This is a genomic window from Sphingomonas sp. PvP055, from assembly GCF_040546365.1.
GTDB classification, from domain to species: domain Bacteria; phylum Pseudomonadota; class Alphaproteobacteria; order Sphingomonadales; family Sphingomonadaceae; genus Sphingomonas; species Sphingomonas echinoides_A.
This window is the reverse complement of the sequence record NZ_JBEPNS010000001.1, coordinates 1,726,868-1,753,205: the sequence shown is the minus strand read 5'-3', so window position 1 is coordinate 1,753,205 and position 26,338 is coordinate 1,726,868. Positions and strand designations below refer to the sequence as shown.

At 65.1% G+C, this 26,338-nt stretch carries 23 protein-coding genes and 1 pseudogene; 8 read left to right on the top strand and 16 right to left on the bottom strand.

Going from position 1 to position 26,338, the window contains the following annotated elements:
- The first annotated feature begins 58 nt into the window (after nucleotides 1-58).
- Nucleotides 59-1,345, top strand: a complete 1,287-nt coding sequence (locus tag ABIC16_RS08480; protein ID WP_354290742.1) for a homoserine dehydrogenase — start codon at nucleotides 59-61, stop codon at nucleotides 1,343-1,345.
- Between the two features lie 120 nt (nucleotides 1,346-1,465).
- On the opposite strand, the gene ABIC16_RS08475 is transcribed toward ABIC16_RS08480, so the two are convergent.
- The 3 genes from ABIC16_RS08475 to ABIC16_RS08465 are packed head-to-tail and all read right to left on the bottom strand — an operon-like array spanning nucleotide 1,466 to nucleotide 3,423.
- The gene (locus ABIC16_RS08475; RefSeq protein ID WP_354290741.1) at nucleotides 1,466-2,002 is read right to left on the bottom strand and encodes a hypothetical protein; all 537 of its coding nucleotides are present in this window, start codon (nucleotides 2,000-2,002) and stop codon (nucleotides 1,466-1,468) included.
- A 33-nt stretch (nucleotides 2,003-2,035) separates the two neighbouring features.
- The gene (locus ABIC16_RS08470) at nucleotides 2,036-2,464 is read right to left on the bottom strand and encodes a CoA-binding protein (RefSeq protein ID WP_277971530.1); all 429 of its coding nucleotides are present in this window, start codon (nucleotides 2,462-2,464) and stop codon (nucleotides 2,036-2,038) included.
- A complete protein-coding gene (locus ABIC16_RS08465) occupies nucleotides 2,461-3,423 on the bottom strand; it encodes an Mrp/NBP35 family ATP-binding protein (RefSeq protein WP_354290740.1) in 963 nt (320 codons plus the stop codon). The genes ABIC16_RS08470 and ABIC16_RS08465 overlap by 4 nt, the downstream gene beginning before the upstream one ends.
- Nucleotides 3,424-3,494: 71 nt before the next feature.
- On the opposite strand from ABIC16_RS08465, the gene hflK reads away from it, so the two are divergent.
- The 4 genes from hflK (at nucleotide 3,495) to ABIC16_RS08445 (ending at nucleotide 9,070) form a co-directional block, all read left to right on the top strand.
- Nucleotides 3,495-4,655, top strand: a complete 1,161-nt coding sequence (gene hflK, locus ABIC16_RS08460; protein ID WP_354290739.1) for a protease modulator HflK — start codon at nucleotides 3,495-3,497, stop codon at nucleotides 4,653-4,655.
- A gap of 38 nt (nucleotides 4,656-4,693) precedes the next feature.
- Nucleotides 4,694-5,509 carry a protease modulator HflC gene (gene hflC, locus ABIC16_RS08455; protein WP_277971222.1) on the top strand — a complete coding sequence of 272 codons (816 nt, stop codon included), beginning with the start codon at nucleotides 4,694-4,696 and terminating at the stop codon, nucleotides 5,507-5,509.
- Nucleotides 5,510-5,619: 110 nt separating this feature from the next.
- A complete protein-coding gene (locus tag ABIC16_RS08450; RefSeq protein WP_277971219.1) occupies nucleotides 5,620-7,161 on the top strand; it encodes a Do family serine endopeptidase in 1,542 nt (513 codons plus the stop codon).
- Nucleotides 7,162-7,396: 235 nt separating this feature from the next.
- Entirely contained in the window at nucleotides 7,397-9,070 is a 1,674-nt protein-coding gene (locus tag ABIC16_RS08445; RefSeq protein ID WP_354290738.1) for a helicase HerA-like domain-containing protein, read from the top strand.
- A gap of 129 nt (nucleotides 9,071-9,199) precedes the next feature.
- On the opposite strand, the gene ABIC16_RS08440 is transcribed toward ABIC16_RS08445, so the two are convergent.
- The 9 genes and pseudogenes from ABIC16_RS08440 to ABIC16_RS08400 all read right to left on the bottom strand — a co-directional run bounded on the left by ABIC16_RS08440 (nucleotide 9,200) and on the right by ABIC16_RS08400 (nucleotide 18,727).
- Complete coding sequence (locus ABIC16_RS08440) at nucleotides 9,200-11,032, bottom strand: M2 family metallopeptidase (RefSeq protein ID WP_502958344.1); 1,833 nt, start codon at nucleotides 11,030-11,032, stop codon at nucleotides 9,200-9,202.
- Nucleotides 11,033-11,088: 56 nt separating this feature from the next.
- Nucleotides 11,089-11,850 (bottom strand): alpha/beta fold hydrolase, encoded by a 762-nt coding sequence (locus tag ABIC16_RS08435; protein WP_354290736.1) that lies wholly within the window; start codon nucleotides 11,848-11,850, stop codon nucleotides 11,089-11,091.
- Nucleotides 11,831-12,277 (bottom strand): annotated as a pseudogene (locus tag ABIC16_RS08430) (GFA family protein). Before ABIC16_RS08430 ends, ABIC16_RS08435 begins: the two are co-directional and overlap by 20 nt.
- Nucleotides 12,274-12,717 carry a GFA family protein gene (locus tag ABIC16_RS08425; RefSeq protein ID WP_502958294.1) on the bottom strand — a complete coding sequence of 148 codons (444 nt, stop codon included), beginning with the start codon at nucleotides 12,715-12,717 and terminating at the stop codon, nucleotides 12,274-12,276. The pseudogene ABIC16_RS08430 and the gene ABIC16_RS08425 overlap by 4 nt, the downstream one beginning before the upstream one ends.
- Nucleotides 12,714-12,959: a hypothetical protein gene (locus tag ABIC16_RS08420; RefSeq protein WP_354290734.1), complete on the bottom strand. Its 246-nt coding sequence runs from the start codon at nucleotides 12,957-12,959 to the stop codon at nucleotides 12,714-12,716. Before ABIC16_RS08420 ends, ABIC16_RS08425 begins: the two co-directional genes overlap by 4 nt.
- Before the next feature lie 41 nt (nucleotides 12,960-13,000).
- The gene (locus ABIC16_RS08415) at nucleotides 13,001-14,029 is read right to left on the bottom strand and encodes an aspartate-semialdehyde dehydrogenase (RefSeq protein WP_277971212.1); all 1,029 of its coding nucleotides are present in this window, start codon (nucleotides 14,027-14,029) and stop codon (nucleotides 13,001-13,003) included.
- A 61-nt stretch (nucleotides 14,030-14,090) separates the two neighbouring features.
- Nucleotides 14,091-14,807, bottom strand: coding sequence for an MgtC/SapB family protein (locus tag ABIC16_RS08410; protein ID WP_354290733.1), 717 nt, complete (start codon nucleotides 14,805-14,807; stop codon nucleotides 14,091-14,093).
- Between the two features lie 216 nt (nucleotides 14,808-15,023).
- On the bottom strand, nucleotides 15,024-17,252 hold the full coding sequence (locus tag ABIC16_RS08405; protein WP_354290732.1) for a S9 family peptidase: 2,229 nt from the start codon (nucleotides 17,250-17,252) through the stop codon (nucleotides 15,024-15,026).
- A 101-nt stretch (nucleotides 17,253-17,353) separates the two neighbouring features.
- Entirely contained in the window at nucleotides 17,354-18,727 is a 1,374-nt protein-coding gene (locus tag ABIC16_RS08400) for a DUF418 domain-containing protein (protein ID WP_354290731.1), read from the bottom strand.
- A gap of 46 nt (nucleotides 18,728-18,773) precedes the next feature.
- Between ABIC16_RS08400 and ABIC16_RS08395 the strand changes: the two genes are divergently transcribed.
- On the top strand, nucleotides 18,774-19,496 hold the full coding sequence (locus ABIC16_RS08395) for a pentapeptide repeat-containing protein (protein ID WP_502958293.1): 723 nt from the start codon (nucleotides 18,774-18,776) through the stop codon (nucleotides 19,494-19,496).
- Between the two features lie 143 nt (nucleotides 19,497-19,639).
- Nucleotides 19,640-20,338: a hypothetical protein gene (locus ABIC16_RS08390; RefSeq protein WP_354290730.1), complete on the top strand. Its 699-nt coding sequence runs from the start codon at nucleotides 19,640-19,642 to the stop codon at nucleotides 20,336-20,338.
- A 113-nt stretch (nucleotides 20,339-20,451) separates the two neighbouring features.
- Here the strand turns inward: ABIC16_RS08390 and rplS are convergent, their stop codons facing one another.
- Both rplS and trmD read right to left on the bottom strand, forming a co-directional pair.
- Nucleotides 20,452-20,844, bottom strand: coding sequence for a 50S ribosomal protein L19 (gene rplS / locus ABIC16_RS08385; RefSeq protein WP_354290729.1), 393 nt, complete (start codon nucleotides 20,842-20,844; stop codon nucleotides 20,452-20,454).
- Between the two features lies 1 nt (nucleotide 20,845).
- Nucleotides 20,846-21,577, bottom strand: a complete 732-nt coding sequence (gene trmD / locus ABIC16_RS08380; RefSeq protein WP_354290728.1) for a tRNA (guanosine(37)-N1)-methyltransferase TrmD — start codon at nucleotides 21,575-21,577, stop codon at nucleotides 20,846-20,848.
- Nucleotides 21,578-21,736: 159 nt separating this feature from the next.
- On the opposite strand from trmD, the gene ABIC16_RS08375 reads away from it, so the two are divergent.
- On the top strand, nucleotides 21,737-22,642 hold the full coding sequence (locus ABIC16_RS08375) for an NAD(P)/FAD-dependent oxidoreductase (RefSeq protein WP_354292281.1): 906 nt from the start codon (nucleotides 21,737-21,739) through the stop codon (nucleotides 22,640-22,642).
- A 61-nt stretch (nucleotides 22,643-22,703) separates the two neighbouring features.
- Here the strand turns inward: ABIC16_RS08375 and ABIC16_RS08370 are convergent, their stop codons facing one another.
- Complete coding sequence (locus tag ABIC16_RS08370; RefSeq protein WP_354290727.1) at nucleotides 22,704-23,630, bottom strand: sensor domain-containing diguanylate cyclase; 927 nt, start codon at nucleotides 23,628-23,630, stop codon at nucleotides 22,704-22,706.
- 226 nt (nucleotides 23,631-23,856) lie between these two features.
- Nucleotides 23,857-26,244 (bottom strand): ribonuclease R family protein, encoded by a 2,388-nt coding sequence (locus ABIC16_RS08365; protein ID WP_354292280.1) that lies wholly within the window; start codon nucleotides 26,242-26,244, stop codon nucleotides 23,857-23,859.
- Nucleotides 26,245-26,338 lie beyond the last annotated feature (94 nt).

The following is a 26,338-nucleotide window of genomic DNA, read 5'->3' as shown; positions in this document are numbered from 1 at the left end:
GCTAGCGCCTCCCGTACGATCCCCGGAGCCGGTCCGGGGCGACGGGGGTGTACTGACTATGACCGAACCTCTTCGCATCGCGCTTGCCGGGCTAGGCACCGTCGGCGCGGGTGTGATCCGCTTGCTCGACACCAACGGTGCGCTGATCGCGCGCCGCGCGGGTCGCCCGATCGAGATCGTCGCGGTCTCGGCGCGGGACCGGTTCAAGGATCGCGGCGTCGATATCGGGCGCTTCCGCTGGGTCGACGATACGACCGCGCTGGCGCAATCGGGCGCGGATGTCGTGGTCGAGCTGGTCGGCGGGTCGGACGGCCCTGCCCTGACGCTGGCGCGCACCGCGCTCGGCGCGGGCAAGAGCTTCGTCACCGCGAACAAGGCGATGCTCGCGCATCACGGGCTGGAACTGGCCGGGCTAGCCGAAGCGGCGGGAGTCGCGCTCAAGTTCGAGGCTGCGGTTGCCGGGGGCGTTCCCGTGGTCAAGGGGCTGCGCGAAGGCGCCGCCGCGAACGCGATCGAGCGGGTGTACGGCATTCTCAACGGAACCTGCAATTTCATCCTGTCGAAAATGGAAGCGGAAGGCCGCGACTTCGCCGACGTGCTCGCCGAGGCGCAAGCACTCGGTTTCGCGGAAGCGGACCCCAGCTTCGACATCGATGGGGTTGATGCCGCGCACAAATTGTCGCTGCTCGCGAGCCTTGCGTTCGGGACGCAGCCGGCGTTCGCGGACGTCGCCGCCAGCGGCATCCGCCACGTCCTCGCCGCCGACATCGCGGAAGCCGCGGCGCTCGGCTATCGCGTGCGACTGCTCGGCGTCGCCGAAGCCGATGACGCGGGGCTGTTCCAGCGCGTCCATCCGCACCTCGTGCCGGTGGATCACCCGCTCGCGCATGTCACTGGCGCGACCAACGCGGTCGTCGCGGAAGGCAATTTCGTCGGGCGGCTGTTGTTCCAGGGTCCGGGCGCGGGCGACGGGCCGACCGCGAGCGCGGTCGTCGCGGATCTGATCGACATCGCGCGCGGCGAATTCGGCCCCGCCTTTGCGATGCCCGCGGATGCCTTGACCCAGCAAGCCCCCGCCGACACCGGCGACCGGCGCGGCCGCGCCTATGTGCGCTTCACCGTCGCGGACCGCGTCGGCGTGCTCGCTGAGATTGCCGCGGCAATGCGCGATGCCGGCGTTTCGATCGAGAGCCTGATGCAGCGCGGGGCGATGACGGACGGATCGGTGCTGGTCGCGATCGTCACGCACGAAGGACCGGAACGCGCGGTTGCGCAGGCGCTCGAGCGGCTGCGAGGTTCGCAGAGCCTGGTCGGGCAGCCGCTGTGGATGCATATCCTGGGGTGAGCGATTTCTTCTCAAGCCCCTCCCCTTCAGGGGAGGGGTTGGGGGTGGGGCGGTGCCTCGCAGAGAGCTATGTTCTGCTGGACTCCCCCACCCCAACCCCTCCCCTGAAGGGGAGGGGCTTTAAGGCAAAATCACCGATTCGTGCGGCTGCTCCTCCAGCGCAATCGCCACACGCCCGGACTTGTCCGGCTTCTTCCGAAACGCACCGCCCACCCCATGCGCGATGTCCTTGCCGAGCTTCACGATGTTGCGCGATTCCCCTGGCTCCTCGCAGCAACTCCCCGGGGAGACCGCATTCTGCAACAGGCGCACCATCTGGGTCGCGCCGCCGAACAGATCGACCCCCGTCGTACACCCTTTCTGCTGCGTCGCGCACGGCGCGCTTTCGGCAAGCGCGAGCGCACCCGCGCCCGTCCTGTTCGGGTTGGACGCCTTGGGACGATCCAGCACGACCTCATCGGGATAGGGGAGTTTCTGCGACGGCAATGGCCGCCCGCAAACGACGATGTCATCCGGCTTGGCTGCGCTCTTCGCGCGCGGAACGCACGGTTCGGTGCCCACCGGCTGCAGGATCGACCAAGCCGCTTCGGCCGGCGGCGCAGTGGGAGCGACAACCGGCGGTGTCGCGACTTGCGCGGCGAGGATCAGCAACAGCATGACGCACACGCTGCCGCCCGATCATGGCGAATTTCAGGCGACGCGTGGAATCGCCAGCCGCGGCAGGTCGATCGCGGGGCACCGGTCCATCACGACGTCGAGCCCAGCCGCCTCGGCCCGCGCCGCCGCGTCCGGATTGATGACACCCAACTGGAGCCACACTGCCTTCGCGCCGACAGCGATCGCCGCGTCCACGGCATCCCCCGCAGCCGCTGAATTGCGGAACACATCGACCAGATCGATCGGCCCGGCAATGTCGGAAAGCTCCGCCACGACCGTCTCACCGTTGATCGTGCTCCCGGCGAGTTGCGGATTGACCGGGATCACGCGGTAGCCATGCGCCTGCAACGTCCGCATCACGCCATACGACGGACGGTACGACCGATCGGATGCACCCACCAACGCGATCGTCCGCGTCTCGGTCAACAGCCGCGTGATCTCTTCGTCCTGCGTCAGCATCAGCGTCGCTCCTTGATCCAGTCCGCAACACGATCCGCAATCGCCCCGAACGCAACCGCTTCGCTGCCGTCCGCCGCCACCGGCGGCCGACCGGCATCGGACGCGATCCGGACGCGCATGTCGAGCGGAATTCGCCCGAGGAAGGGGATTCCGAGCGTCGCCGCCGCCGCTTCCGCACCACCACTGCCGAACGGATCGGACACGTCGCCGCACGACGGGCAGACATAACCCGCCATATTCTCGACCAGCCCGATGATCGGCACGCCCGCCTTGACGAACAGGTCGATCGCCCGTTTCGCGTCGATCAGCGCGAGATCCTGCGGGGTGGACACGATCACCGCGCCCTGCGGCCGGTATTTCTGGATCATCGTCAGCTGGACGTCGCCCGTCCCCGGCGGCAGATCGAGCACCAAAGTATCCGCATCGCCCCAGTTCGCGTCGAGCATCTGCTGGAGCGCCCCCGCCGCCATCGGTCCGCGCCACGCGATCGCCTGATCGGGCGCGACGAGCATTCCCATCGACAGCATCGGCACGCCCGACGGCGTATCGACCGGCTGCAACACTTTATTACGAGCGGTCGGCTTGGCGTCCTCGACCCCCATCAGCTTGGGCTGCGACGGCCCATAGATGTCGGCGTCGACCAGCCCGACGCGGCGCCCGCGCGCCGCCAGACCGATCGCCAGGTTGGCCGAAACGGTGGACTTTCCGACGCCACCCTTCCCGCTCGCCACCGCGATCGAAAGCCGCGTGCTCCGCTGGCTGGTGAGCGCAATCCGTACCGTCGCAACCCCCGGCAAATCGCTCGCCGCCGCGCGCACCGACGCCTCGAGCGAATCGCGTTCACCCTCATCCAGCCCGCTCACGTCGATCACGATACTCGCGCGATCCCCCTCGATACGGCCGGTGGCGCGGTTGCCCGCAAAGGGGGCGAGCATGGCATCTAGCGAAACTGGATCGGTCATCCGCGTGCAGATAGGCGTCCACCGTGCGCTTGCCACTGTTTTTCGTAAGTCTTGCCCCCTATAAAGGCATCATGACGATCCTATCGGGCTGGTTCCGCCGCCTCTCCATCCTTACCGCCGACAACAAGGGCCCCTGGGGCGGCCCAGGCGGTTCCGACGACGACGGCAAAGGGAGCACGCCCGGCAACGGCGGTGGCCCGCGCAACCCATGGGCGCAACCGCCGAGCGGCACGCCGCGCGGTAAGCAGCCCGGACCGAGCGCGCTCGACGAATTCCTCAAGCGCGCCCGCACGTCCGGTGGCGGCGGGGGCGGCAACGGCGGCTTCGGTGGCCGTCCGCGAATCCCCGGCACGCCCTCGCCCGCGCAATTGTGGGGCATCGGCGTCGGCATCATCCTGGTGCTGTGGCTCGCCTTCACCGCAATCCATTCGATCGGGCCGCAACAGCGTGGCGTCGTGACCTTCCTCGGCCGCTATGCCGGCACGCTAGAGCCGGGCATCCGCCTGACGCTCCCCGCGCCGCTGTCGTCGGTCGCCAAGGTCGACGTCAGCCAGATCAGCACCGACACCTTCCCGGAAGAAGGCTCGGGCGCGAACCTGATGCTGACGCGCGACCAGAACGTCGTCGATCTCGATTATTCGGTGCGCTGGATCATCAGCAACCCGCAGGACTTCGCGTTCCAGATCAAGGACCAGAAGTCGACGCTCCGCGCGACCGCCGAAAGCGCGATGCGCGCGATCGTCGCGACCGTGTCGCTCGATCAGGCGCTCGGTGGCGGCCGCGCCGCGATGGAAGTCCGCGCGCAGCAGTTGATGCAGTCGATCCTCGACCGCTACAATTCGGGCATCCGCATCCAGGGCGTCGCGATCAAGAACGCCGCCCCGCCCGCGCAGGTCATCGACGACTTCAAGGCCGTCTCCGCTGCGCAGCAGGAAGCCCAGGGCAACATCAACCGCGCCCGTGGCTACGCCCAACAGACGCTCGCACGCGCGCAGGCCGATGCGACCTCGTTTGACGTGCTCTACGCACAATATCGCCTCGCCCCCGAAGTGACTCGCCGTCGTCTCTATTACGAGACCATGGAGCAGGTGCTGGCGCGCAGCGACAAGACGATCGTCGAAGCGCCGGGTGTCGTTCCGTATCTCCCGCTTGGGCGTAACAAGCGCCTGCCCGATCCGGTCGCCCCTGCCGCCCTCGCCCCCGAAACGCCCGCCGCCGGAGCAGCACAGTGAATCTCGCCCGTAACCCCATCGCGCTCGGCGCGGCAGCGATGGCCGCGCTGATCGTGCTCGCCAGTTCGCTGACGATCGTGCCCGAGACCAGCCAGGCGGTGATCCTGCGCTTCGAACAGCCGTACCGAACGATCAACCGGTGGAAGCCCAACGAAGTTTTCGGCAACACCGGCGCCGGTCTCGCCGCACGGATCCCGTTCGTCGACCGGCTGATCTGGGTCGACAAGCGCGTCCTCGACGTCGAGCTCGACAAGCAGCCGGTCCTGTCGACCGACCAGCTCCGCCTCGAAGTCGACGCCTACGCCCGCTTCCGCATCGTCAACCCGCTCCAGGCGGTGACGTCGACCGGCAGCACCTCGGTCACCGAACAGCGCGTGATCGATCAGCTTCAGCCGCTGCTCAGCTCGGCGCTGCGCAACGAACTCGGGCGTCGCCCCTCGGCAGCCCTGCTCAGCCCCGAGCGCGGCCAGGTGATGGACAACATCCGCGCCGGTCTGCAGAAGCTCGCCAGCCAATACGGCGTGCAGATCATCGACGTCCGGATCAAGCGGACCGACCTGCCGCAGGGCACCCCGCTGCAAAGCGCGTTCGATCGGATGAAGACCGCGCGCCAGCAGGAACGCCTGACGATCCAGGCCAAGGGCCAGCAGGACGCGCAGATCATCAGCGCCGAGGCCGATGCGAAGGCCGCGCAGATCTACGCCGAGGCGTTCAACAAAGACCCCGAATTCTACGACTTCTACCGCGCGATGCAGTCGTACCGGACGACCTTCGGTGCGGAAGCCAAGGGCGAGACGTCGATGGTCCTGTCGCCCGACAATGCCTATTTGCGCCAATTCGAGGGGCGAAAGTGACGAAGTGCATCCAAATCGCCTGATCAGCGGTTCATGTTCAAACGTCGTTCAGCAACGCGTCGTATGACTATTCAAGTTGCCGTTCACGGTACACGAGAGGAAAGACCCTAGTGCGTTACGCCTACGCCATTACCGCAGCCCTGCTTTTGGGCGGCACCGCGACCGCGGTCGCGCTTCCGACGATCAGCGGCGCGCAGACTGCGCAAAACGAACCCGCCGCCATGGCCGCCACCGCCCCCAAGGCCGGCGCGCCGATGAGCTTCGCCGACCTCGTCGCGAAGCTCCAGCCAGCGGTCGTCAACATCTCGACGACGCAGCACATCACCCAGGCGCAGCAGCCCAACCCGTTCGCGGGTACGCCGTTCGAAGGCCTGTTCAACCAGAGCCAGGGCGGCGGCGGCGGTGCGGCCCCGGTCACGCGGCAGGCGACCTCGCTCGGCTCGGGCTTCATCATTTCCCCTGACGGTTATGTCGTGACGAACAACCACGTCGTCGCCGCAGGTGCCAAGGGCGCGACGGTCGATGCGATCACCGTCACGCTGACCGATCGCAAGGAATATGTTGCCAAGCTGATCGGGCGCGATCCGACGTCGGATCTGGCGCTGCTCAAGATCGATGCGAAGGCGCTGCCGTTCGTCAAGTTCGGCAATTCGAACGCTGCCCGCGTCGGCGACTGGATCGTCGCGATCGGCAATCCGTTCGGCCTCGGCGGCACGGTGACCGCGGGGATCGTTTCGTCGCTCCACCGCGTGACCGGTGGCGGCGCCTATGACCGCTTCATCCAGACCGACGCCGCGATCAACCAGGGCAACTCGGGTGGCCCAATGTTCGATCTCGCGGGCAACGTCATCGGCATCAACTCGCAGATCTTCGCGGGCCAGTCGGGCGGCAACATTGGGATCGGCTTCGCCATCCCGGCAGACGACGCCAAGCCGGTCATCGAGAAGCTGATGAAGGGCACGACGATCGCGCGCGGTTACCTCGGCGTCGGCCCGCAGCCGATCGACGACGATCTCGCGAACTCGTTCGGGCTCCAGAAGAACCAGGGCGAATTGCTCCGCCAGATCGAGCCGGGCCAGCCCGCCGAAAAGGCTGGCTTGAAGGTCGGTGACGTCGTGCTCCGCGTCGACGGCAAGCCGGTCAATCCGGACCAGTCGCTCAGCTATCTCGTCGCGAACATCACGCCGGGGTCGCGCGTCCCAATCGACATCATCCGGCAGGGTCGCCCGATGACGATCGCCACCGTCATCGGCACGCGTCCTTCGGAGGAAGCGCTTCAGGCAAAGGCCACCGGCGCCGACAATGACGACATGAGCGACGACGACGATACGCCAACCGTCGGCAAGACCGCGCCGAACTCGCTGGGCGTCACCGTTCAGACGCTCACGCCGCCGATCGCGCGCAACTTCAGCATCGATTCGTCGGTGCAGGGTGTCGTGATCGCGATGGTCGATCCGGCAAGCGATGCGGCGTCCAAGGGTCTCAAGCGCGGCGACGTGATCATCTCCGCCAACGGAACGCCGACACCGACGCCAGCGGCGCTCGGCGCGGCGGTGGCGGCAGCCAAGGCGGCCAACCGGTCGCTCGTTGCGCTCTACGTCGTCCGTGGACGCCAGCCGGCCTTCTTCATCGGGGTGAAGCTCAAGAAGTAAGCTCTGCCCGCCCCCCGCTCCGATATCGGAGCGGGGGGCTTTTTTTGCTTCCGCGATTGGGGTTCCCGGCGATAAGATCGCAGGCCTGGCGCAAGACGTCCCGAGTTTCCAACCCGTCCGTTCGGGCTAAGCGAAGTCGAAGCCGCTCGCGCTACGCAAGCCCTTCGACTGTGCTCAGGGCGAACGGAAGCGGTCATATCGGACCGATTGCGCCGCAGCCTTTGCGGGAAGATCCATGACCGAAACCACCACCGCCGCCGCTCCCGCCAGCATCTTCATCGGGGCGGGTCCCGGCGGTGCGAAGCCGCAACAGCTCGATCTCAAACGCGCCAACCGCCACGGCCTGATCGCGGGCGCGACCGGCACCGGCAAGACCGTCACCGTCCAGGGCCTGATCGAAGGACTGTCGAAGGCGGGCGTCCCCTGTTTCGTCGCCGACGTGAAGGGTGACCTGTCCGGCCTCGCGATGGCCGGATCCCCGACCGCCAAGACGCACGCCCCCTTCTCCGCTCGCGCCGCCGAGATCGGCGACACCGCTTGGGCCTACGCCGATACGCCCGTGCAATTCTGGGACCTGTACGGCGAACAGGGCCACCCGATCCGCACCACCGTCAGTGAAATGGGCCCGCTGTTGCTCGCGCGGTTGATGGACCTCAACGAAGTCCAGGAGGGCGTACTGACGATCGCCTTCCACGTTGCCGACAAGGAAGGGCTGCTGCTGCTCGACCTCGACGATCTGCAGGCGATGCTGGTCGATTGCGCGGGCCGTGCTTCCGAACTCTCGACCACCTACGGCAATGTCTCGAAACAGTCGGTCGGGACGATCCAGCGCGCGCTGCTCCAGTTGCGCAGCCAGGGCGGCGAGCATTTCTTCGGCGAACCCGCGCTCGATCTCGACGATTTCCTCGGGGTCGACGATCGCGGGCGCGGTATCGTCAACGTGCTGGCTGCCGACAAGCTGATGGCGAGCCCCAAGCTCTACGCCACCTTCCTGCTGTGGCTGATGAGCGAGCTGTTCGAAAACCTCCCCGAAGTCGGCGATCCCGACAAGCCCGTGCTCTGCTTCTTCTTCGACGAAGCGCACCTCTTGTTCGATGCCGCCCCCAAGGCGTTGCTCGAAAAGATCGAGCAGGTCGTGCGCTTGATCCGATCGAAGGGCGTGGGCATCTATTTCATCACGCAGAACCCGATCGACATTCCCGACACCGTCGCAGGCCAGCTCGGCAACCGCGTGCAACACGCGCTCCGCGCCTTCACCCCGCGCGACCAGGCGGCGGTGCGCGCGGCCGCGACCACCTTCCGCGCCAATCCCGGCGTAGACGTCGCGACCGCGATCACCGAACTCAAGGTTGGCGAGGCGCTGGTGTCGATGCTGCTCCCCGACGGATCGCCGTCCCCGGTCGAACGCACGCTGATCGCCCCGCCGGGCTCGCGCGTCGGCCCGGTCACGCCGGTCGAGCGCGGCGTGCTGATCCAGACCGATCCGGTCGGCGAGAAATACGATGTCCTAATCGATCGCGTCTCGGCTGAGGAGATCCTGTCGGGCAAGGCGCAGGAGGCCTCCGCCGCCGCTGCCGAAGCCGCCGCCAAGTCGGACGCGGACAAAGCCGCCGCCGCGCAAGCCAAAGCCGATGCGGTCGCCGCGCGGATTGCAGAAAAGCAGCGCATCGCCGAGCAGCGCGAAGCCGATCGCTTGGCCAAGCAGCAGGCCGCCGCGGACCGCGCCGCGGCCAACTCGCCGTGGAACCGTGTGGCGACCTCGGCGGCGCGCTCGGCATCGTCAGCGGTAGGGCGCCAGGTCGCCAACGAGGTCTCCAAGGCAGTCTTCGGATCGTCGCGCGGAGCCGGAGCCGGGATCGTCGGCAGCCTGGTCCGCGGCGTGCTAGGCGGCCTGTTCAAGGGGCGGTAGAAGTTCTCCAAAAAAAGCCCCTCCCCTTCAGGGGAGGGGTTGGGGTGGGGAAGTCCAGCAGAACGTTGCTCTCTGCGAGGCACCGCCCCACCCCCAACCCCTCCCCTGAAGGGGAGGGGCTAGAAACCCTCACCAACCGCTAGGCTTCCCCTTATTCTGCTTATCCAACCAAGCCTTTAACGGCGCAAAATACGCCACCATCGCCTGCCCCGACATCTCCCGGCTTCTGGTAAATTTCTCCAACGCATCCGGCCACGGCTTCGACTGCCCCATCGCCAGCATAGCGTTCAGCTTATCTCCAACCGCCTTATTGTCATAGAACGAGCAGCGATGCAGCGGCCCCTTCCACCCCGACTGCTTGCACGCCGCCTGATAGAATTGGAACTGCAACAACCGCGCAAGGAAGTAGCGCGTATACGGCACGCTCGCGGGCACGTGATACTTCGCCCCCGCATCGAACCGCGTCTCGTCGCGCGCGACCGGGGGAACGACGCCCTGATATTTGAGGCGCAGGTCGTTCCACCCCTTCTCATACTGGGTCGTAGGGATCGCCCCCGAGAACACGCCCCAGCGGTACTTGTCGATCAGCAGCCCGAACGGCAGGAACGCGACCTTGTCCATCGCCTGCTTGAGCAGCAGCCCGATATCCTTGTCCGCGCTCGGCACCCGGGCCTTGTCCAACAGCCCGATCCGCACCAAATAGTCAGGCGTGATCGAGAGCGCGACGAAATCGCCGATCGCTTCATGGAAGCCGTCATTCGCGCCATTTTTGTACAGAAACGGCTGCAAATTGTAGGCGCGCTGGTAGTAATTGTGGCCCATTTCGTGGTGAATCGTGACGAAATCGTCGCCATTTACCTTGGTGCACATCTTGATCCGCAGGTCGTCCATGCTGTCGACGTCCCACGCCGAGGCATGGCAAATCACCTCACGGTCGGCCGGTTTGACGATCTGCGAGCGCGCCCAGAACGTATCCGGCAGCGGCTTGAACCCGAGGGAGGAATAGAAACCCTCGCCTGTTTTGAACATCTTGACCGGATCATAGCCCTTCGCCTTGAGCAGATCGCCCGTGTCATAGCCGACGTCACCCGCCCCCGCCGGAGCGACCACGTCATAGATATTACCCCATTCCTGCGCCCACATGTTGCCGAGCAGATCGGCTCGGATCGGCCCGGTCTTGGCCTGGACCCCATCCCCATATTTTTCGTTGAGTTTCCAACGCACATAGGTGTGGAGCGCGACATACAGCGGCTCAACCTGCTTCCACAATTTGTCGGTCAGCGCGGCGAACTGGTCGGGCTCCATGTCATACCCCGACCGCCACAAAGCGCCGACATCTGAATACCCTAGCGCCTTCGCGCCCTGGTTCGCGATCACGACCTGCCGCGCATAATCCTTCCGCATCGGCGCGCCGACGTTGTCGTGCCAGCTGACCCACATTTCCTGCGACTTGGCGGGGTCGCGCACCGTGCCCATCGCGGCCTCGATATCGCTTCCGTTCAAGGGCTTGCCGTCGAGCGTCCCCCTGCCCTTGCCGTAGCCCGAGGACATGCGGGTCACGATCGTCGACAGCTCGGTCGCAGCGCCCGGCGTGGTCGGCGCAGGCAACGTCAATCCGCTGCGGAGCAAGTCGATCTTGCGCTTGGTGTCGAACGAAAGCCCTGGAATCCGCGCGTATTTCGCCGCTTCGAGCGCATATTTGACCGACATTTCGGTGCCTTCGGCCCCGTATTTCGCCGCAATGGCATCGGTATCGTCGGTAATGTACGTCGCGTTGATCCACGCAACTTGCGCGGCCGGCGTGGAAAATTCTTCGATCGCCTTCTCCGCGCGTGCGACGAAGGCATCGGCGGCTGCGGGGGTGGCGGCTTGGGCGGCAACGGGCGCCGCCTGCTGCGCAAAAGCGGGCGTCGCGGCGAAAGCCAGAGCAAAGGCAAGTGTAGAGATGCTGGTGCGCAAGATGCGACTCCCCCGGGAATATGGTGAAGGCGGCAACCTGTGCCGCCCGGAATGGATGGTCAAGCCGCGAGAAAGTCAGCGATCGTGCTACCAAGCTCGGGCTTCATCACCGCGCTCATGTGATTTCCCGGGATGCTCGCATAGCGCCCGTCGGGCAGCGCGGCGGCAAGCGCCTCGCCCGAGCCATTGTCGTGATCGTCCACCCCGTTGACGACCAGCACCGGCGGCCGGATCGTTGACAGCGCCTCGGCCGGCGTATCGACGAACGTGTCGAGCACGCGCAGCAACGCCAGCGGATCGCCCTTGGTGGTCTTGAGGAACGCCTCGGTCAGCCATTCGCTCGTGCCTTGCTTGAAACTGCCGAGGTTGGTCAGGACGTTATGGAAATACGCGCCGCGCCCCTGCGTGTGGACGATCCCGTCGAGCCCCATCCCCGAAACCGCTACCCGCCGCGGCGTCGCGCCGTTGACGAGCATCCGCATCACCGTCCGCCCGCCGAGCGAATAGCCCGCGAGATCGTAATCGCTAAGCCCGAGATGCGCGACCAGCGCTTTTCCGTCCTCCATCAACACATCGGGCGGATAGGAGGCCGCGTCATGCGGCTTCGCGCTCGCTCCGTGCCCGCGCAGGTCGGGCATGATCACGCGGAAACCCGCAGCGGCGATCTCTTCGGCGTGGCCGTATTTCAGCCAGTTGGTCGTCGCGTCGGAGAAATAGCCGTGAATCAGGACGACCGGGCGCCCCTCTCCGAGTTCGCGCCACGCCAGCCGCGCGCCATCGATGCTTTCGAAAAATCGTGGTTCAATCGGGGAGTTTGCCAAATGCCTTGATCCATCGATCTGCGGTCGACGGATTGTCCGCGACCCGCGTTGTCGGGAGATCCTTAGTGTCCAGCCATGCCGCGTGCCAAGTCTCTGGCGAGAAATGATGCTTGGGGACGAAGCGCCGGGGCTCGCCGAAGCTGCCGATGGTGAGATCCATGTTTGCGCCGGGCTCGAGGAATTCGAAGGTCAGCGGCGTGCCGCAGGCGCTGCAGAAACCACGCTAGGCAATGGGAGAGCTCTGGAAGCGATCGGGTTCGCGCTCCCATGTCACGTTGGCGATCTTGACGCTCTTGAACGCGATCGACACGCCACCGGTCGCGCGCTGGCACATCCGGCAGTGGCAGAGATAGGCGTCATTGTTCTCGATCTCGACGCTGTAGCGGATGCGCCCGCATTGGCAGCCACCGGTGACGGTTTCGGTCATGCGCTTGCTCGCATCATGATGGCGATGAACTCGGCAGTAGGAGCGTTTTCGGCAAACGTTGGCACATCGTCGGCGATCGACACCCACGGCTGCTTGCGCTTCACCCAGATATGCGTGCGCGGGGTCAGCGTATCGCTCGCGTCGAGTGTACCTGCCCGCACGACGGCGATCCCGGGTCGAGCGCTGTTGGTGTTGTAGATCCTGGCATGGCACACGCCACACAGCCGCTGGAGCGATTCCGATCCACTTGGGCTTGTGAAGCGATAGTCGACAAGCGGCCCAGTAACCGTGATGGCGTCCGCACGGATGAAAGCCTGCTCGCTGAACGCACTGCCCGACCAGCTCTGGCAGTCGAGACAATGGCAACAATAGACGGGCGGCATCGCGTCGACAGCAAGCGTGAAGCGTGTTTCTCCGCAGCGGCAGCCGCCAATAATCACGCGCCCCTATCTTCGCGTATCAAGTCGATCCCCGAAGTCTGCGGAACACCCGGAATTCGCGCGCGCCGGCTCCAGTCCTGCATCTCGCGAACGATCTCGAGCTTTTCTGCAACGGTCAGCTGTGTCGCCTGATGGATCGCCGCCCGCGCGACGGCCTCGACCGAGGTCTTGCGCTCACGCACCAAGGTTTCCAGCCGCGTGATCGTCGCGTCATCAATCCGGCGAATGAGGAGCTGTGCCATGCGCCGATGATAGCACGAAGCTATCATCGGCTCAAAGAAGCTCAGTCCCCCTTGTTCAGATACCGCCGCCCGAGCAGCTCCGCAATCTGCACCGCGTTGAGCGCGGCGCCCTTGCGGAGGTTATCCGACACGCACCACAGCGACAGCCCGTTCTCAACAGTCGAATCCTCGCGCACGCGGCTGATGAAGGTGGCATATTCACCGACGCACTCGACCGGGGTGACGTATCCGCCGTCTTCCCGCTTGTCGACGAGCATCACCCCCGGCGCCTCGCGCAGGATCTTCTTAGCCTGCTCCGCCGAGATCTCGTCATGGAATTCGATGTTGATCGCTTCCGAATGCCCGACGAACACCGGCACGCGCACGCAGGTTGCGGTGACCTTGATCTTGGGATCGAGGATCTTCTTGGTCTCGACCACCATTTTCCACTCTTCCTTGGTCGACCCGTCGTCGAGGAAGCTGTCGATGTGCGGAATCACGTTGAACGCGATCTGTTTGGTGAACTTCTTGGCCTCTGCCGGGTCCCCGACGAAGATGTTGCGCGACTGCTCGAACAGTTCGTCCATCCCCGCCTTGCCCGCGCCCGACACCGATTGATAGGTCGCGACGACGACGCGCTTGATCCGGGCGGCATCGTGCAACGGCTTGAGCGCCACCACCATCTGCGCGGTCGAGCAGTTGGGGTTCGCGATGATGTTGCGCTTGGTATAGCCCGCGATCGCGTCGGGGTTCACCTCGGGCACGATCAGCGGCACGTCCGGGTCCATCCGGTACAGCGACGAATTGTCGATCACCGTGCAGCCAGCGGCGGCAAAGCGCGGCGCATGGATCTTGGTGGCGTCCGACCCGATTGCGAACAACGCCATGTCCCAGCCGGTCGGATCGAAATTCTCGATGTTCTGGACCTTGAGCTTGCGCCCGGTCTCGCCGAAATCGACCTCGTCGCCCTGGCTGCGCGACGACGCGACGACCGCAATATCCGCCAGCGGGAATTCGCGCTCCGCCAGAATGTTGAGCATCTCGCGCCCGACGTTGCCCGTCGCGCCCGCGACCACGATCCTGTAACCCATGACTTCCTCCAATTCGGAACGCGCCCGTAGCGTCATTACGCGCGGACGTCTATCGGCTTTGCTAATCGTGCGTGCGCGCCTGCCAGGTCGCATGGGTTATTCCATGCACCGTCGCAAGGTGATCGGTCAGCGCGTCGAGTTCGCTCACCGCTATATTGGTACTGACGAGCTTCGCAACAATCTCGACCCGGCCCTCGCCGCGATTGACGATATCGAGCTCGGCGACGGGCAGCTGCGCCGTCTCCAGATGGTCGGTCAGCAAGTCGCCCATCGGCCCCGCCTCGTCCGCATCGGTGGTAATCGTGACGCTGTACGTCGCCTCCACGCTGCGCCCTTCGAGCGGGATGCGGTTGATCGCGTCGACAAGCGGCCGCAGCATCGTGTTGGCAAGAATGACGAAGCCAGTGAGCAGTACCGCCTCCGCGATCATGTCGCTCCCGGCGATCGCCCCGACTGCGGCCGAGCACCACAAGGTCGCCGCGGTGTTGAGGCCGCGGACGTTCATCCCTTCTTTCATGATCACGCCAGCGCCGAGGAAACCGATCCCCGACACGACATAGGCAATGATCCGGATCGACTCGACGTCGCCGCCCAGCCGCTGCCCGAGATCGACGAACGCGGAAGAGCCGAGCGCCACCAGCGCGTTGGTGCGCAACCCCGCCGTCCGCTGACGATACTGCCGCTCCGCACCGATCAGCGTGCCGAGCACGAACGCCGTCAGATAGCTGACGACCGTGTCGAGGAACGGCCACAAGTGGAAGGTGGTAAGGAAGCGCATGAGGCCGCGCTTTATGAGAGCGGCGCGTCCGAGGCTAGAGGGGGCAGCGCTAGAGGAGGCGGAGGGTTGTCCCCTCCCCGTTATTCCCGCGCAGGCGGGAATCCATACTGGCTGGTCTCGCAGCACGGAGAGCATCAGTATCAATGGATCCCCGCCTTCGCGGGGATGACGGAGATGGGAGTCACCCGGCCTTCATCAGCCGCAGTGCAGCCCGCCTTACTTTTTATCCTTCACGTTCCGATCCAGGAACGTCAGGATCGTCCCCCACAGATGTTCGCTGACCCCCGGCCCACCGACCCGGTGCGTATAGCCCGGATAGAACATCATCTCGAACGGCGTCGCGGTCGCCTGCATCCGCGCGGCGAACGCGGTTGAGTTGGTGAACACGACATTGTCGTCCGCCATCCCGTGGATCAGCAGCAACGGATCCTTGATCGCAGGAGCCTTCCCCAGCGCGTCCGAAGCAACATACGCCTGCTTGTCCGCGACCGGCGAGCCCATGTAGCGCTCGGTATAATGGGTATCGTACAGATCCCATTGCGTCACTGGCGCCCCCGACACACCCGCGGCATAGACCCCCGGGTTCGCCTCGAGCATCTTGAGCGTCATATACCCACCATAGGACCAGCCATAGATCGCCACCTTGGAAGGATCGACGAACGGCTGGCTCTTGATGAACTTCGCCCCCGCGAGCTGATCGGCGACCTCGACCGTCCCCATCGCGCGATAGATGTGATCTTCGAACGCCTTGCCGCGATTGTACGAGCCGCGATTGTCGATCTGGAAATAGATATAGCCGTGCTGCACCAGATATTGCGGCAACGCCCCGCCCCAGCCGCGCGTGACCTGCTGCCCGGTGCCGGGGCCGCCGTAATGCTGAAAGAAGACGGGGTATTTCTTCCCCGGCTCGAGCGGCGGGGTGATCATCTCATAATAGAGCTCGGTCCCGTCCTCCGCCTTGATCGTCCCGAACTTGGTCTGCTGATGCGCCGCCAGATAGGGGTAATAAGGATGCCCCGGCACGACCGCATTCTCGTTGATCCAAGAGAGCCGCTTGCCGCCCGCGTCCGCCAGATAGACCTGCGTCGGCTGCGTCGGGCTGGAGCGCGAGACGATCATCCGCGTCGCGGCTTCGTCCATCGTGCCGTTGTTCCACCAGCCCGCTTCGGTCAGCCGCGTGATCTGGTTCGGATGCGCGATGTCGACCGAATAAAGGTGCTGTTCGAGCACGCCGTCCTTGTTGCCGGTGAAGAACAGCCGCCCCTTGGCCTCGTCCACGCCGAGCAGGGATTGTACGACCCAGTCGCCCTTGGTCAGCGCGGTCCACTTGCCGCTCGCGAAGCGGTAGAGGTGGCCGAAGCCGGTCCGCTCCGAACGCCAGATCAGGCTCCCGTCCTTCATCGGGCGATAGGCGTCGGACAGGTTGAGCCAGCTGCGCGTCCCCGAATTCTCGGTAAACAGCACGGTCGCCTTACCCGTCGCCGGATCGACGCGGAGCATGTCGAGCGTCTTCTGGTCGCGGCTTTCGCGCTGGACGAGCAACGCGCTGCCGTCGGGCGTCCAGTCGACGCGCGCGAGATAGATGTCAGGATTGCTGCCGAGGTCGACCTTGACCTTCCCCGACCCGTCCGCCTTCATCACGTACAGCGCAACCGCAACGTTGGGCGTGCCCGCGGCGGGATAGCGCTGGTCATAGACTTTGGTCCCGTTCGCGCCGATCGCGGCGCGCGTGACGACGCCGACGGGGGCCTCGTCGAACCGCTCGACCGCGATGTGGCTGTCCTGCGGCGACCACCAATAGCCCGTGCGGCGGTCCATTTCCTCTTGGGCCACGAACTCCGCCTCACCCCAATGGACCGTCCCGCCGCCATCGCTGCTGACGGCACGCGCATCGCCGCCGCCGAGCGGCTGGACGAACAAATTCTGCCCGCGCACGAAGCTGACGAACCCGCCTTTGGGGCTGATGATCGGGTTGAGTGCACCGTCGCCCGGCGCATTGGTCAGCCGCCGCGTAGTGCCGTCGAGGCCCGCCAGATACAGGTCGCCGTCGATCGGCACGAGGATCGTCTTGCCATCGGGAGCCCAGTCATAGGCGACGATGCCCTTCGACCCGGCGATGCGTGCGCGTTCGCGCTGCATCTTCTCCGCCTCGGACAGTTCCGCGCCCGAGCCGACCTTCTTGGAATCGACTAGCATCCGCTCCTGCCCGGTGCGCGTGTCGCGCGCCCACAGGTCGAAGCGCTCCTTCTGGTCCGCGCGCGGGCGAAGCGACGTCAGCAACGTCCCATCGGGCGACAGCTTGACGCCACGCGGCTGGACGCCCGACAGGTCGGGGCTGCCGAACACCTTGGTCAGCGTCAGCTTGTCCGCCGCAGACTCAGCAGGCATTGCAGGCACCGCTGCACACGCGAGCATCACGCCCGCAAAAGCCCAAGTCGCCCGCATCCCGCATCTCCAGTCCCGCAATTGTCGGGCCTGACGAAGGCAGGCCACGCGGGCTTATCGCGGCGGCGGAGCTTCGCGTAAAGGCCTCTGCTACCGTCACATCACGACAGCGTGCTCGCACCATTGCGCCACGGCAACGCGCGCCATTCGAGCAACGAGCGCCACGCCCATTCGACCGGCGCGATCCGGAACCAGCGCACCCACAGGTTCGCGCCGACCAGCAACCCGGCGTTGATGATCAAGGCGGTCAGCATCAGCCCGGTCCAGCTCATCGTGCCGTACAGCCCCAGCATGAACGGCGGATACAGCACCCACAGGCAGATCAACGTCTGCGCAATATAGATCGTCAATGCCGTGCGCCCCGCCGCGACGAACGGTCGCAACAGGCGCGCGCCGAGGGCGGTCGTCACGAGCAGGTTGACCAGCCCAAGATGCCCCAGCGTCATCGCCAGCCGCGCGATTTCACTCGTCGCCATGCTGATCTGCGGTGCACCATCGAACCGGGTGCCCTCATAGGCCTCGAGCAGCCGCAACGGCAGCCCGACCGCATAGCCGCACAGCGCGAGCGCGGCGTAGAAGCGCGGCGACCGCAACCCCTGCAAGACGCCCAAGCGGTACAGTCCCGCCCCGATCAGCATCGATGCGGCGGCCTCCCACACGAACAGACCTTCGAACCCCTGCCCTTCGGTGTACGTGAAGGTCGCCCATTGTTGCGCTGCCCATGTCGCGAAGGTCCCCTTGCGCGCGGTGTCCTCGGCATCGATCCGCGCCTTCACGTCGGCGGTGATTCGGGCCTGCGCCGCGGCCCTTGCCGCCCGTCGTGCGAGCACGGTCCGATCAGCCGGCGTCAGACCCTCGCCAGCCCGCGCGCGCGCTTCGACCCGATGCACGTCCGTGGCGTTGGAAACGTTGGCGCTGTACGTGAGCCCGCCCCCGATCAGGAAGAACACCGCCATGCTCGACCCCAGGAACAGCAAGGCGCGTGCGCGCAACTGGCGGAACAGGAACGCGACCATCGCGGCAATCGCATAGGTATGGAGGATGTCGCCCGGCCATAGCAGCACGAAGACATGCACCAGCCCGAACACCAGCAGCACGATGTTGCGCGCGAAGTAGCGCCGCAACACGACCGACTCCTCGGCCTGGGTGGCGAACCGGTCGGTCAGGATCACCATCCCCGCGCCGAACAGCATTTCGAGCAGCGCGCGGGCCGTGCCCATCGCGAGCACTTCGCGGAGCCACCACACCACTTGATCGATCGCGGACCAGCCGAGATGCCGAATATCATCAAACGAGGCAGCAAGCGATTGCCCCATATCGTTGATGTTCATGAACAATATGCCGAGGATCGCAATCCCGCGAAGAATATCAAGCACCGCGATCCGCGGCGCGCCGTCGGGTTCGACGGCCGTAAATGTAGCGACGTCTGCCATCGATCCCCCGGAAGTGCCGCCCACGCCGGGGCGACGGGCCAAGCCATACGCAAAAGCGGAATGGCGCGATACCCACCTGCCCGTCGTCATGACGGCGGTCTTGTCCTATGCCGGTTTAATGACTGATCCCGCCGTCCCCCGGACTATCACCGGCCAGCAACTCGACCGCTCCGAAATAGAAAGGCTCGCGGGCGCGAAGGCGCCGATGCACCTGCTTGATTGCGTGCTTGACGATATCGACCTGTCCGCGCTTGATCTCAACCGTTGGATTTTCGAGCGATGCAGTCTCCGTAGGACGACCTTTGCGGGCGCGCGGCTTGAAGGCACGCGCTGGTCGTCCTGCCGCGCGGCCTTCGCTGGCTTTCTTCGGGCGGACCTTGGCGAGGCAAGGTTCGAAGCAAGCGACTTTAACAATGCGGTATTTCGGAACGCCACGCTCTCGGGTGCGCACATCGCACGGTGCAAGCTAACCGGTGCAGACCTGTCCGACGTCAAGGCCTTCGACCTGACTCTGAACGAGGTTTTGCTGATCAATGCGAAAATGCCGGGCTTCTCCTTTCGCAAACAGACGCTGCGTAAGATCGATTTTAGTCAGGCCGATCTGCGCAAGAGCGACTTTCGCGCGACCGTCTTCGAGGCGTGCAGCCTGCGCGACGCGGGCGTGGCGGGATGCCGCTTCGACGCTGCAGACCTGCGCGGCGCGGATCTCGGCGGGATCGCGCTGATTGACGCGCGCCAGTTCCGCGGCGCGACGATCTCGCGCGAACAGGCCGGGCAATTGCTTGGGGAATTGGGGTTGCGGGTGGTCTGACCACGTCGCGTGGCCTTCCGCCACTGGTCGATGGGGAACGTAAGAGCGGCGAGAAAGGTTGACCCAACAAGGTCTTGCACGAGATGATCTGCGGCAGTTGTGAGACCATGAAATATACTAGCAACTTGTTAGACCGGGACACGATGACCCATTTTCTACCACATCGCACCGTTTGCCTGACTCTGGCATTCAGCTTCCCCGGGGTCGCGCAGGCCGATGCGCTGCAGGACAAGCTGCTGGCCGGGGTCAGGGCAGCGCTAGCGGATGCGTACACCTTCGAGCGCACGATCGTCTTTGAGCGGACAGGGGCTGCGCGGAAAGTGTTCGTCGAACGTTTCGACCCACGCCGCCCACCCAAAGAGTCATGGTCGCTCATCAGCGTAGACGGACACGCGCCGACAGCGAAAGAACTCGCGCAGTCGCGAAAGTCGAAGCCCGGGCCGGTGCCGTCTTATGGTGAACTGGCCACGTGGTTGGGTGCCCCTGCGACGCGGAGTGACACGGTGCCGGGTTATGTGACGTATCGCTACGCCAGTCTCCCGGCGGGAACGTTCAGGGTTGGATCGCACGATGCCTCCGCAGATACGCGCGCAGAGGCACTGGTCAACGTCAAGGGTCCGACGCCGTTCGTCGAAAGGATCCGCTTCGTATCGGATAAGGCGTTTCGGATGATGATGGTCGCTTCGGTCCAAAGCATGGATGTCACCAATCATTACCGGGTGTTGGCGACGGGGAAGGTGGTCCCAGAGACCTCTGCCAGCGTGATGGCAGGGTCGATGCTGGGCAAGTCCGGGCAAATTCGAACGACCGTCAGCTACGACCGAATGCAGGTGGCGAAGTGACTTGCGCGACGTAATGCGCGAGATCGCTACTCTTCGTTCGAGACTCTAGACCAAAAAGGGCGCGAGAACCGAAGTTCTCGCGCCCTTCCGAAGCCTTTAGGCAAAGCGACCGATTACTCGGCGGCGGCAGTGCCCTTTGCAGGACGCGTGTCGCGACGCTCTGCGATACGCGCCGACTTGCCGGTGCGGCCACGCAGATAGTACAGCTTCGCACGACGCACCGCGCCCTTGCGGACTACGACGATGCTGTCGATGTTCGGCGAATACAGCGGGAAGACGCGCTCCACACCCTCACCGAACGAAATCTTCCGTACGGTGAAGTTGCTGCCCATGCCCTTGTTCGAACGCGCGATGCACACGCCTTCGTAGTTCTGGACGCGGGTGCGCTCGCCTTCGACAACCTTCACGCCGACCTTGAGCGTATCGCCAGGGCGGAATTCGGGGATCTGCTTGGTTTGGAGAAACTTAGCGATGTTCTCGGCTTCGATCGTCTGGATGAGATTCATCTCATGCGTCCTTCGTCTGTCGTCGCGCGCCAGAGGGCGGTTGGACCCGAGCACCCTCATGGCGCTCCCACAGATCCGGCCGCCGTAGCCGTGTATCAGTCTCGGCCATGTGCTTGCGCCATGCCGAAATCCTCGCATGATCCCCCGATCGCAACACTTCGGGGATCATGCGCCCTTCCCATTCATATGGTCGGGTGTACTGCGGATATTCGAGAAGACCGCTTTCGAAGCTCTCGTCATCACCGCTAGAAGCCGCGCCCATTACGCCGGGAAGCAGCCGAATGCAAGCGTCGAGCAGCACCAGCGCGCCCATCTCGCCGCCCGAAAGAACGTAGTCGCCGATCGACACTTCCTCGATGCCCCGCGCTTCAAAGATGCGTTCGTCGAACCCCTCGAACCGACCGCACAGGATCGTGACGCCTGTCCCTTGCGCAAGGTCGCGGACGCGTGCCTGCGTGAGCGGGCGACCCCGCGGGGTCATCGCAAGGATCGGCGCGCCGGTCGCGACGCTGTCGATCGCCGCGGCAAGGACGTCGGCCTTGAGCACCATCCCCGCGCCGCCGCCCGCCGGGGTCTCGTCGACGGTGCGATGCTTGTCGGTTGCGAAGTCGCGGATGTTGCGCGCGTCGAGGCTCCACTTCCCTTCCCCCAGCGCACGCCCCGCCAGCGAGATACCCAGCGGGCCGGGGAACATCTCTGGATAGAGCGTCAGGACGGTGGCGGCGAAGGTCATAGGTCCTGCTCTCTACGCGGGGTTCAAAAGGGTCGGTAGTTGCGCGGTCGTCGTCGCGGACGTGCCCTAGGTCAAGCACGACCCGATCCGATTATCGAACCGGGCCGATGCTGCCAGCCAGACGGCGGAACGTTACGCTTGCGTACGCGTATCGCAGCCATGGACGATTGCATCATCATCGGCGCCGGTCCGGCCGGTCTTACCGCTGCGATCTATCTCGCGCGCTTCCATTTGAAGATCCGACTGTTCGATTGTGGCAGCAGCCGTGCAGCCATGATCCCCAGAACCCACAATCACGCAGGCTATCCCGGGGGGATCAAGGGAACCGAGTTGTTGCGCCGCATGCGCAAACAGGCCGAGGAATTTGGAGCGGTCTGCGAAACGGCGGAGGTGACCGAGATTGTCCGGGTCGGCGAGGATTTCGACGTTCGGATTGGCGACCGGTCGGTCCCGGCCCGGTCGGTGCTGCTGGCAACCGGAGTCGTCAATATCCGGCCTGAAATGGACCCACGGGTCCACGACGATGCGCTAGCCCGCGGGCTGATCCGCTACTGCCCGATTTGCGACGGGTATGAGGTCACCGACAAGCGCGTCGGCGTGATCGGCACGGGCGATCATGGGATGAAGGAAGCGCTCTTCCTCCGCGGCTACACCAGGGATGTCACGTTGATCGCGCCGGGTGCCCGGCACGACCTCGACGCCGCTTGTCAGGCAAAGCTGGACGAAGCCGGGATCGTCCATGTCGACGGACCTTGCTCGCCGATGCGGATCGCGGGCGACGCGATGGCGGTGACCACCCCGGGCGGGGAACTCACCTTCGACAGCGTGTACCCCGCGCTCGGATCGACGATCCGCTCGGCGCTGGCGGTGGCGGCCGGCGCGCGGGCAACGGCGGACGGATGCCTCGAAGTCGACGACCACCAAAGGACATCGATTCCTGGACTATTCGCAGCGGGAGATGTGGTGAAAGGCCTCGACCAGATCAGCCACGCGATAGGCGAAGCTGGGGTCGCCGCCACGACGATCCGCAACTTGCTGGACGAACGGCGTCCGCTCAGACGGTAGGCTATAAAACTCGAGCAGGTATCGCGAAGCTTCGGTCTCGGCGTTGCAGACCAAGCTGGCTTCAGCAGGTTCCGGAATCGACCGGCATGATCGGCCGCAAGTCGCCCGCTACCATCGCCCGCCCCTTCCCCAACGCCTTGGCATTGTAGAGCGACAGGTCAGCTCGCCGCAAAATATCGCTGCGGGTCGTGATCCCGTCGTCGAGCAGACACGCCCCCATCGTAGCACGGACGACGATCGTTCCGGCGTCACCGTTCACGGACACCGAAAGATCGCTCAGCAACGTCGCCAGGAACAGGCGAAGGCGCTCGATCGTGTCGCGCGCGGTGATCGCCAGCACGAATTCGTCCCCTCCAAGACGCGCGGCAAAGCCAATCGCTTCCGCATGGGTCGCAAGCGTCTGCGCGGTCCGTTGCAGCACGTCGTCGCCGGTATGGTGCCCGTACGTATCGTTGACCGACTTGAAGTTATCCAGGTCGAGCAGGACGACCGCCAACCCGTCCGATGCCTGTCGCTTGTCGACTCGGTCGTTAAGATACTGGTTGAGCGCCGCGCGGTTGGCGATCCCGGTCAGTTCATCGACGAGCGCACTGCGTTCCAGCGCGCGTTCGATCTCACGCTGCGCGGTCACGTCCTGACACACGCCGATCAGGCACCCCGCCTCGCCTTCGCGAATATCCACCTTGCCGACATTACGGATGCGGCGACGTTGCCCGTCTTCAGTGAAGATATCGGTTTCGACTTCGAAAGACTTGCCGGTATCAATCGCGCGATCGATCGCCTGCATCAGGACCATGCGGTCGTTGAAGGGATAGAACGTCAGGAAACGGTCCCATGCCGGACTGTGCATGTCGGGGTCCAGCCCGAACAGACGACACGCCTGGCGAGTCCATTCCATCGTCGCGCTTGCCAGATCGAGCCGCCATGACCCCATCCCGGCCAGCGCCTCGACATCGTCGAAATGGCGCAGCCAACTGGATTGCGGCATTACGCGTTTGAGACCATCGGGTCGCTTTTTCGCGCGACGCGGCAGCGAAATCCGCGGCGAGCCAGTCTTTACCTTTCGCGCTGCGGCCACATTCCCACCCTGTTCCGCGCCGTCGCGGTATTCGGACTGTCCGCCTATCATAGACGCGCGCAGACCAATTTCGTCCTTTTGCCAAAGTCGCCCAGATGGCTTTTAGGATGAGGCACATCGATAGCGCGGACGCCGTTTACCGCTTCTTGCCCTGATGGCGAATGTTGGCGGGACGCCCACGGCGTTTAAGGACGCGTGCGGGTGGTTTGCCCGTCCGCCTGCCACGGTCTTCGGTCGACGACGCGGCGGCACAACGCCCATCAACCATCTCGAACCGCAAGGCGCCAGACACCGGGTTCGCTTCTGCCAGTCTTAGCGGCAGTTTCTGACCGCTGGCGTAAACCGTGCCGGTCTGGTCGCCCGTCAGCGTCCGCGACGCTTCGTCAAACCGGAAATACTCCCCACCAATGTCGCGGACCGGCATCAGGCCGTCGCCGCCAATCCCCTGAACCGTGGCGAAAAACCCGAAGTTGGTGACGCCGGTGATCCGCGTCTCGAGCACTTCGCCGACCTTCTCCGCCAGGAATGCGGCGACGTAGCGGTCGATCGTGTCGCGCTCGGCCTCCATCGCGCGCCGCTCGAACTGCGAGATCGATTGCCCGATCCGCTCCATGCCGGCGGTCTCGCCGTCGGTCAGCCCGCCCGGCCCCAACGCATAGGCGGCCACGAGCGACCGATGGACGAGCAGATCGGCATAGCGCCGGATCGGCGAGGTGAAGTGCCCATAGCTTCCCAGCGCCAGCCCGAAATGCCCCAGGTTGGCAGGGGCATAATAGGCCTGGGTCTGCGTCCGCAGCACCTGCTCCATGATCTGCGGCCGCGCATCGTCATCCACGACCTTCGCTAGGATCTGGTTGAACGTGCGCGGCTGGATGACCTGCCCCAGCGCGAAGTCGATCCCGAAGGTCTTGAGATACTCTTTCAGTGCAACGATCTTCTCGCGGCTCGGCTGTTCGTGGACGCGGTACATTACCGGCGCCTTTTTCGCTTCGAGCGCCTTCGCCGCCGCGACGTTGGCGGCGATCATGTAATCCTCGATCAACTTGTGCGCATCGAGCCGTTCCCGCGGCGCGACCGACAGGATCCGCCCCATCTCGTCGAGCATCACGCGGCGTTCGGGCAAATCCAGATCGAGCGGCGCCCGCGCCTCGCGCGCCTTATTGAGCGCGCGCCAGCAGTCCCACAGCGGAAGGAGCGCGGCAAGGATGGGGTCAAGCCCCTCCCCTTCAGGGAGGGCGCCGGCCTGGCCCTTAAGCCCCTCCCCTTCAGGGAAGGGGTTGGGGTGGGGCAGTGCAGCAGTCAAGCCGTCGGAAGCAGGCACGGCCCCACCCCCAACCCCTCCCCTGAAGGGGAGGGGCTTAAGACCATCTACCATCGCCTGTGCGTCCTCATACGCAAGGTTCGCCGCAAGCCGCACCACCGCGCGGGTGAAGCGCCACGAGAGCAGCGTCCCGTCCTTGCCGATCCGCAAATGGCAGACCAGCGCGGCACGATCGACGCCCTGCTTCAGCGAACACATCTCCGCCGACAGGCTTTCGGGCAGCATCGGCACGACACGATCGGGGAAATACACGCTGTTCCCGCGTCGCCGCGCCTCACGGTCCAGCGACGACCCCGGACGCACATAGAAAGAGACGTCCGCAATCGCGACGATCGCCTTCCAGCCGCCATCATTGGCAGGGTCGTCGTCGGGCATCGCCCACACCGCATCGTCATGGTCGCGCGCGTCGGCGGGATCGATCGCGACGATCGGCAAATGCCGCAGATCCTCGCGGTCGTCGCCCAGCGGCTGCGCCGCGACGCGAACCGCCTCGTCCAGCGTTTCCGACGAGAACGCGTCCGGAATGCCGAGCTTGTGGATCGCGATCAGCGAGAAGCTGCGCGGCGCGAACGGATCGCCCAGCACCTGCGTCACGCGCACCGTGATCCGCGGTGGCCGCCCCGCCCGTTCCGCCAGCACCAGGTCGCCCGCCTGCGCGCCGCCAGCGTCGGACACCGGATATTCCTGCCGCTCCTTCTTCTCGACGCCTTGCAGCCACATGCCGCCCGGTTCCTGGCGCAATACGCCAAGGACGAGTTCCTCGCCCCGCGGCAGCACCTTCATCGGGAGCGCGATCCAGCCCTGCCCCGCTTCCTCGGTGCGCGCGAGGATACGATCGCCGACACCCAGCGCCCCGTTCTTGCGCTCACGAACGCGGAGCCTGGGCGCGGGCGTCTCCGACTCCCAGCGTTCGGGCACCGCCCAGATGTTGCCGCCGTCATCCACGTCCATGATACGCAGCACGGTCACTTTCGGCACGCCGCCCATCTTGTGGAAGGCGCGGCCCGGGGCGCTGTCGATCAACCCCTCGTCGGCCATGTCCTTGAGCAACGCCTTCAGCAGGATCTTGTCCTGCGCGGTCAACCCGAAGGCACGCGCAATCTCTCGCTTGCCGGCGGGGACATCGGACGTGGCGATGAAATCGAGGATCTGTTCGCGGGTCGGAAGACCCTTGGGAGGACTGGTGCTGATACGCTTTGGCATCGCACGACCATAGGGCAGCACGGGCGCGATGCCATCCATGAAAAAGCCGCTACCCGGGGCTTACGCCAGGCAGCGGCTTGAAGGTGGACGGGAA

What these genes read in the sequence shown, in the direction of transcription:
- ABIC16_RS08480 (WP_354290742.1), top strand. Translation starts at nt 59, where the DNA reads ATGACCGAACCTCTTCGCATCGCGCTTGCCGGGCTAGGCACCGTCGGC.
- ABIC16_RS08475 (WP_354290741.1), bottom strand. Translation starts at nt 2,002, where the DNA reads ATGCTGTTGCTGATCCTCGCCGCGCAAGTCGCGACACCGCCGGTTGTC.
- ABIC16_RS08465 (WP_354290740.1), bottom strand. Translation starts at nt 3,423, where the DNA reads ATGACCGATCCAGTTTCGCTAGATGCCATGCTCGCCCCCTTTGCGGGC.
- hflK (WP_354290739.1), top strand. Translation starts at nt 3,495, where the DNA reads ATGACGATCCTATCGGGCTGGTTCCGCCGCCTCTCCATCCTTACCGCC.
- hflC (WP_277971222.1), top strand. Translation starts at nt 4,694, where the DNA reads ATGGCCGCGCTGATCGTGCTCGCCAGTTCGCTGACGATCGTGCCCGAG.
- ABIC16_RS08445 (WP_354290738.1), top strand. Translation starts at nt 7,397, where the DNA reads ATGACCGAAACCACCACCGCCGCCGCTCCCGCCAGCATCTTCATCGGG.
- ABIC16_RS08420 (WP_354290734.1), bottom strand. Translation starts at nt 12,959, where the DNA reads ATGGCACAGCTCCTCATTCGCCGGATTGATGACGCGACGATCACGCGG.
- ABIC16_RS08415 (WP_277971212.1), bottom strand. Translation starts at nt 14,029, where the DNA reads ATGGGTTACAGGATCGTGGTCGCGGGCGCGACGGGCAACGTCGGGCGC.
- ABIC16_RS08410 (WP_354290733.1), bottom strand. Translation starts at nt 14,807, where the DNA reads ATGCGCTTCCTTACCACCTTCCACTTGTGGCCGTTCCTCGACACGGTC.
- ABIC16_RS08405 (WP_354290732.1), bottom strand. Translation starts at nt 17,252, where the DNA reads ATGCGGGCGACTTGGGCTTTTGCGGGCGTGATGCTCGCGTGTGCAGCG.
- ABIC16_RS08395 (WP_502958293.1), top strand. Translation starts at nt 18,774, where the DNA reads ATGACGGCGGTCTTGTCCTATGCCGGTTTAATGACTGATCCCGCCGTC.
- ABIC16_RS08390 (WP_354290730.1), top strand. Translation starts at nt 19,640, where the DNA reads ATGACCCATTTTCTACCACATCGCACCGTTTGCCTGACTCTGGCATTC.
- rplS (WP_354290729.1), bottom strand. Translation starts at nt 20,844, where the DNA reads ATGAATCTCATCCAGACGATCGAAGCCGAGAACATCGCTAAGTTTCTC.
- trmD (WP_354290728.1), bottom strand. Translation starts at nt 21,577, where the DNA reads ATGACCTTCGCCGCCACCGTCCTGACGCTCTATCCAGAGATGTTCCCC.
- ABIC16_RS08375 (WP_354292281.1), top strand. Translation starts at nt 21,737, where the DNA reads ATGGACGATTGCATCATCATCGGCGCCGGTCCGGCCGGTCTTACCGCT.
- ABIC16_RS08370 (WP_354290727.1), bottom strand. Translation starts at nt 23,630, where the DNA reads ATGCCGCAATCCAGTTGGCTGCGCCATTTCGACGATGTCGAGGCGCTG.
- ABIC16_RS08365 (WP_354292280.1), bottom strand. Translation starts at nt 26,244, where the DNA reads ATGCCAAAGCGTATCAGCACCAGTCCTCCCAAGGGTCTTCCGACCCGC.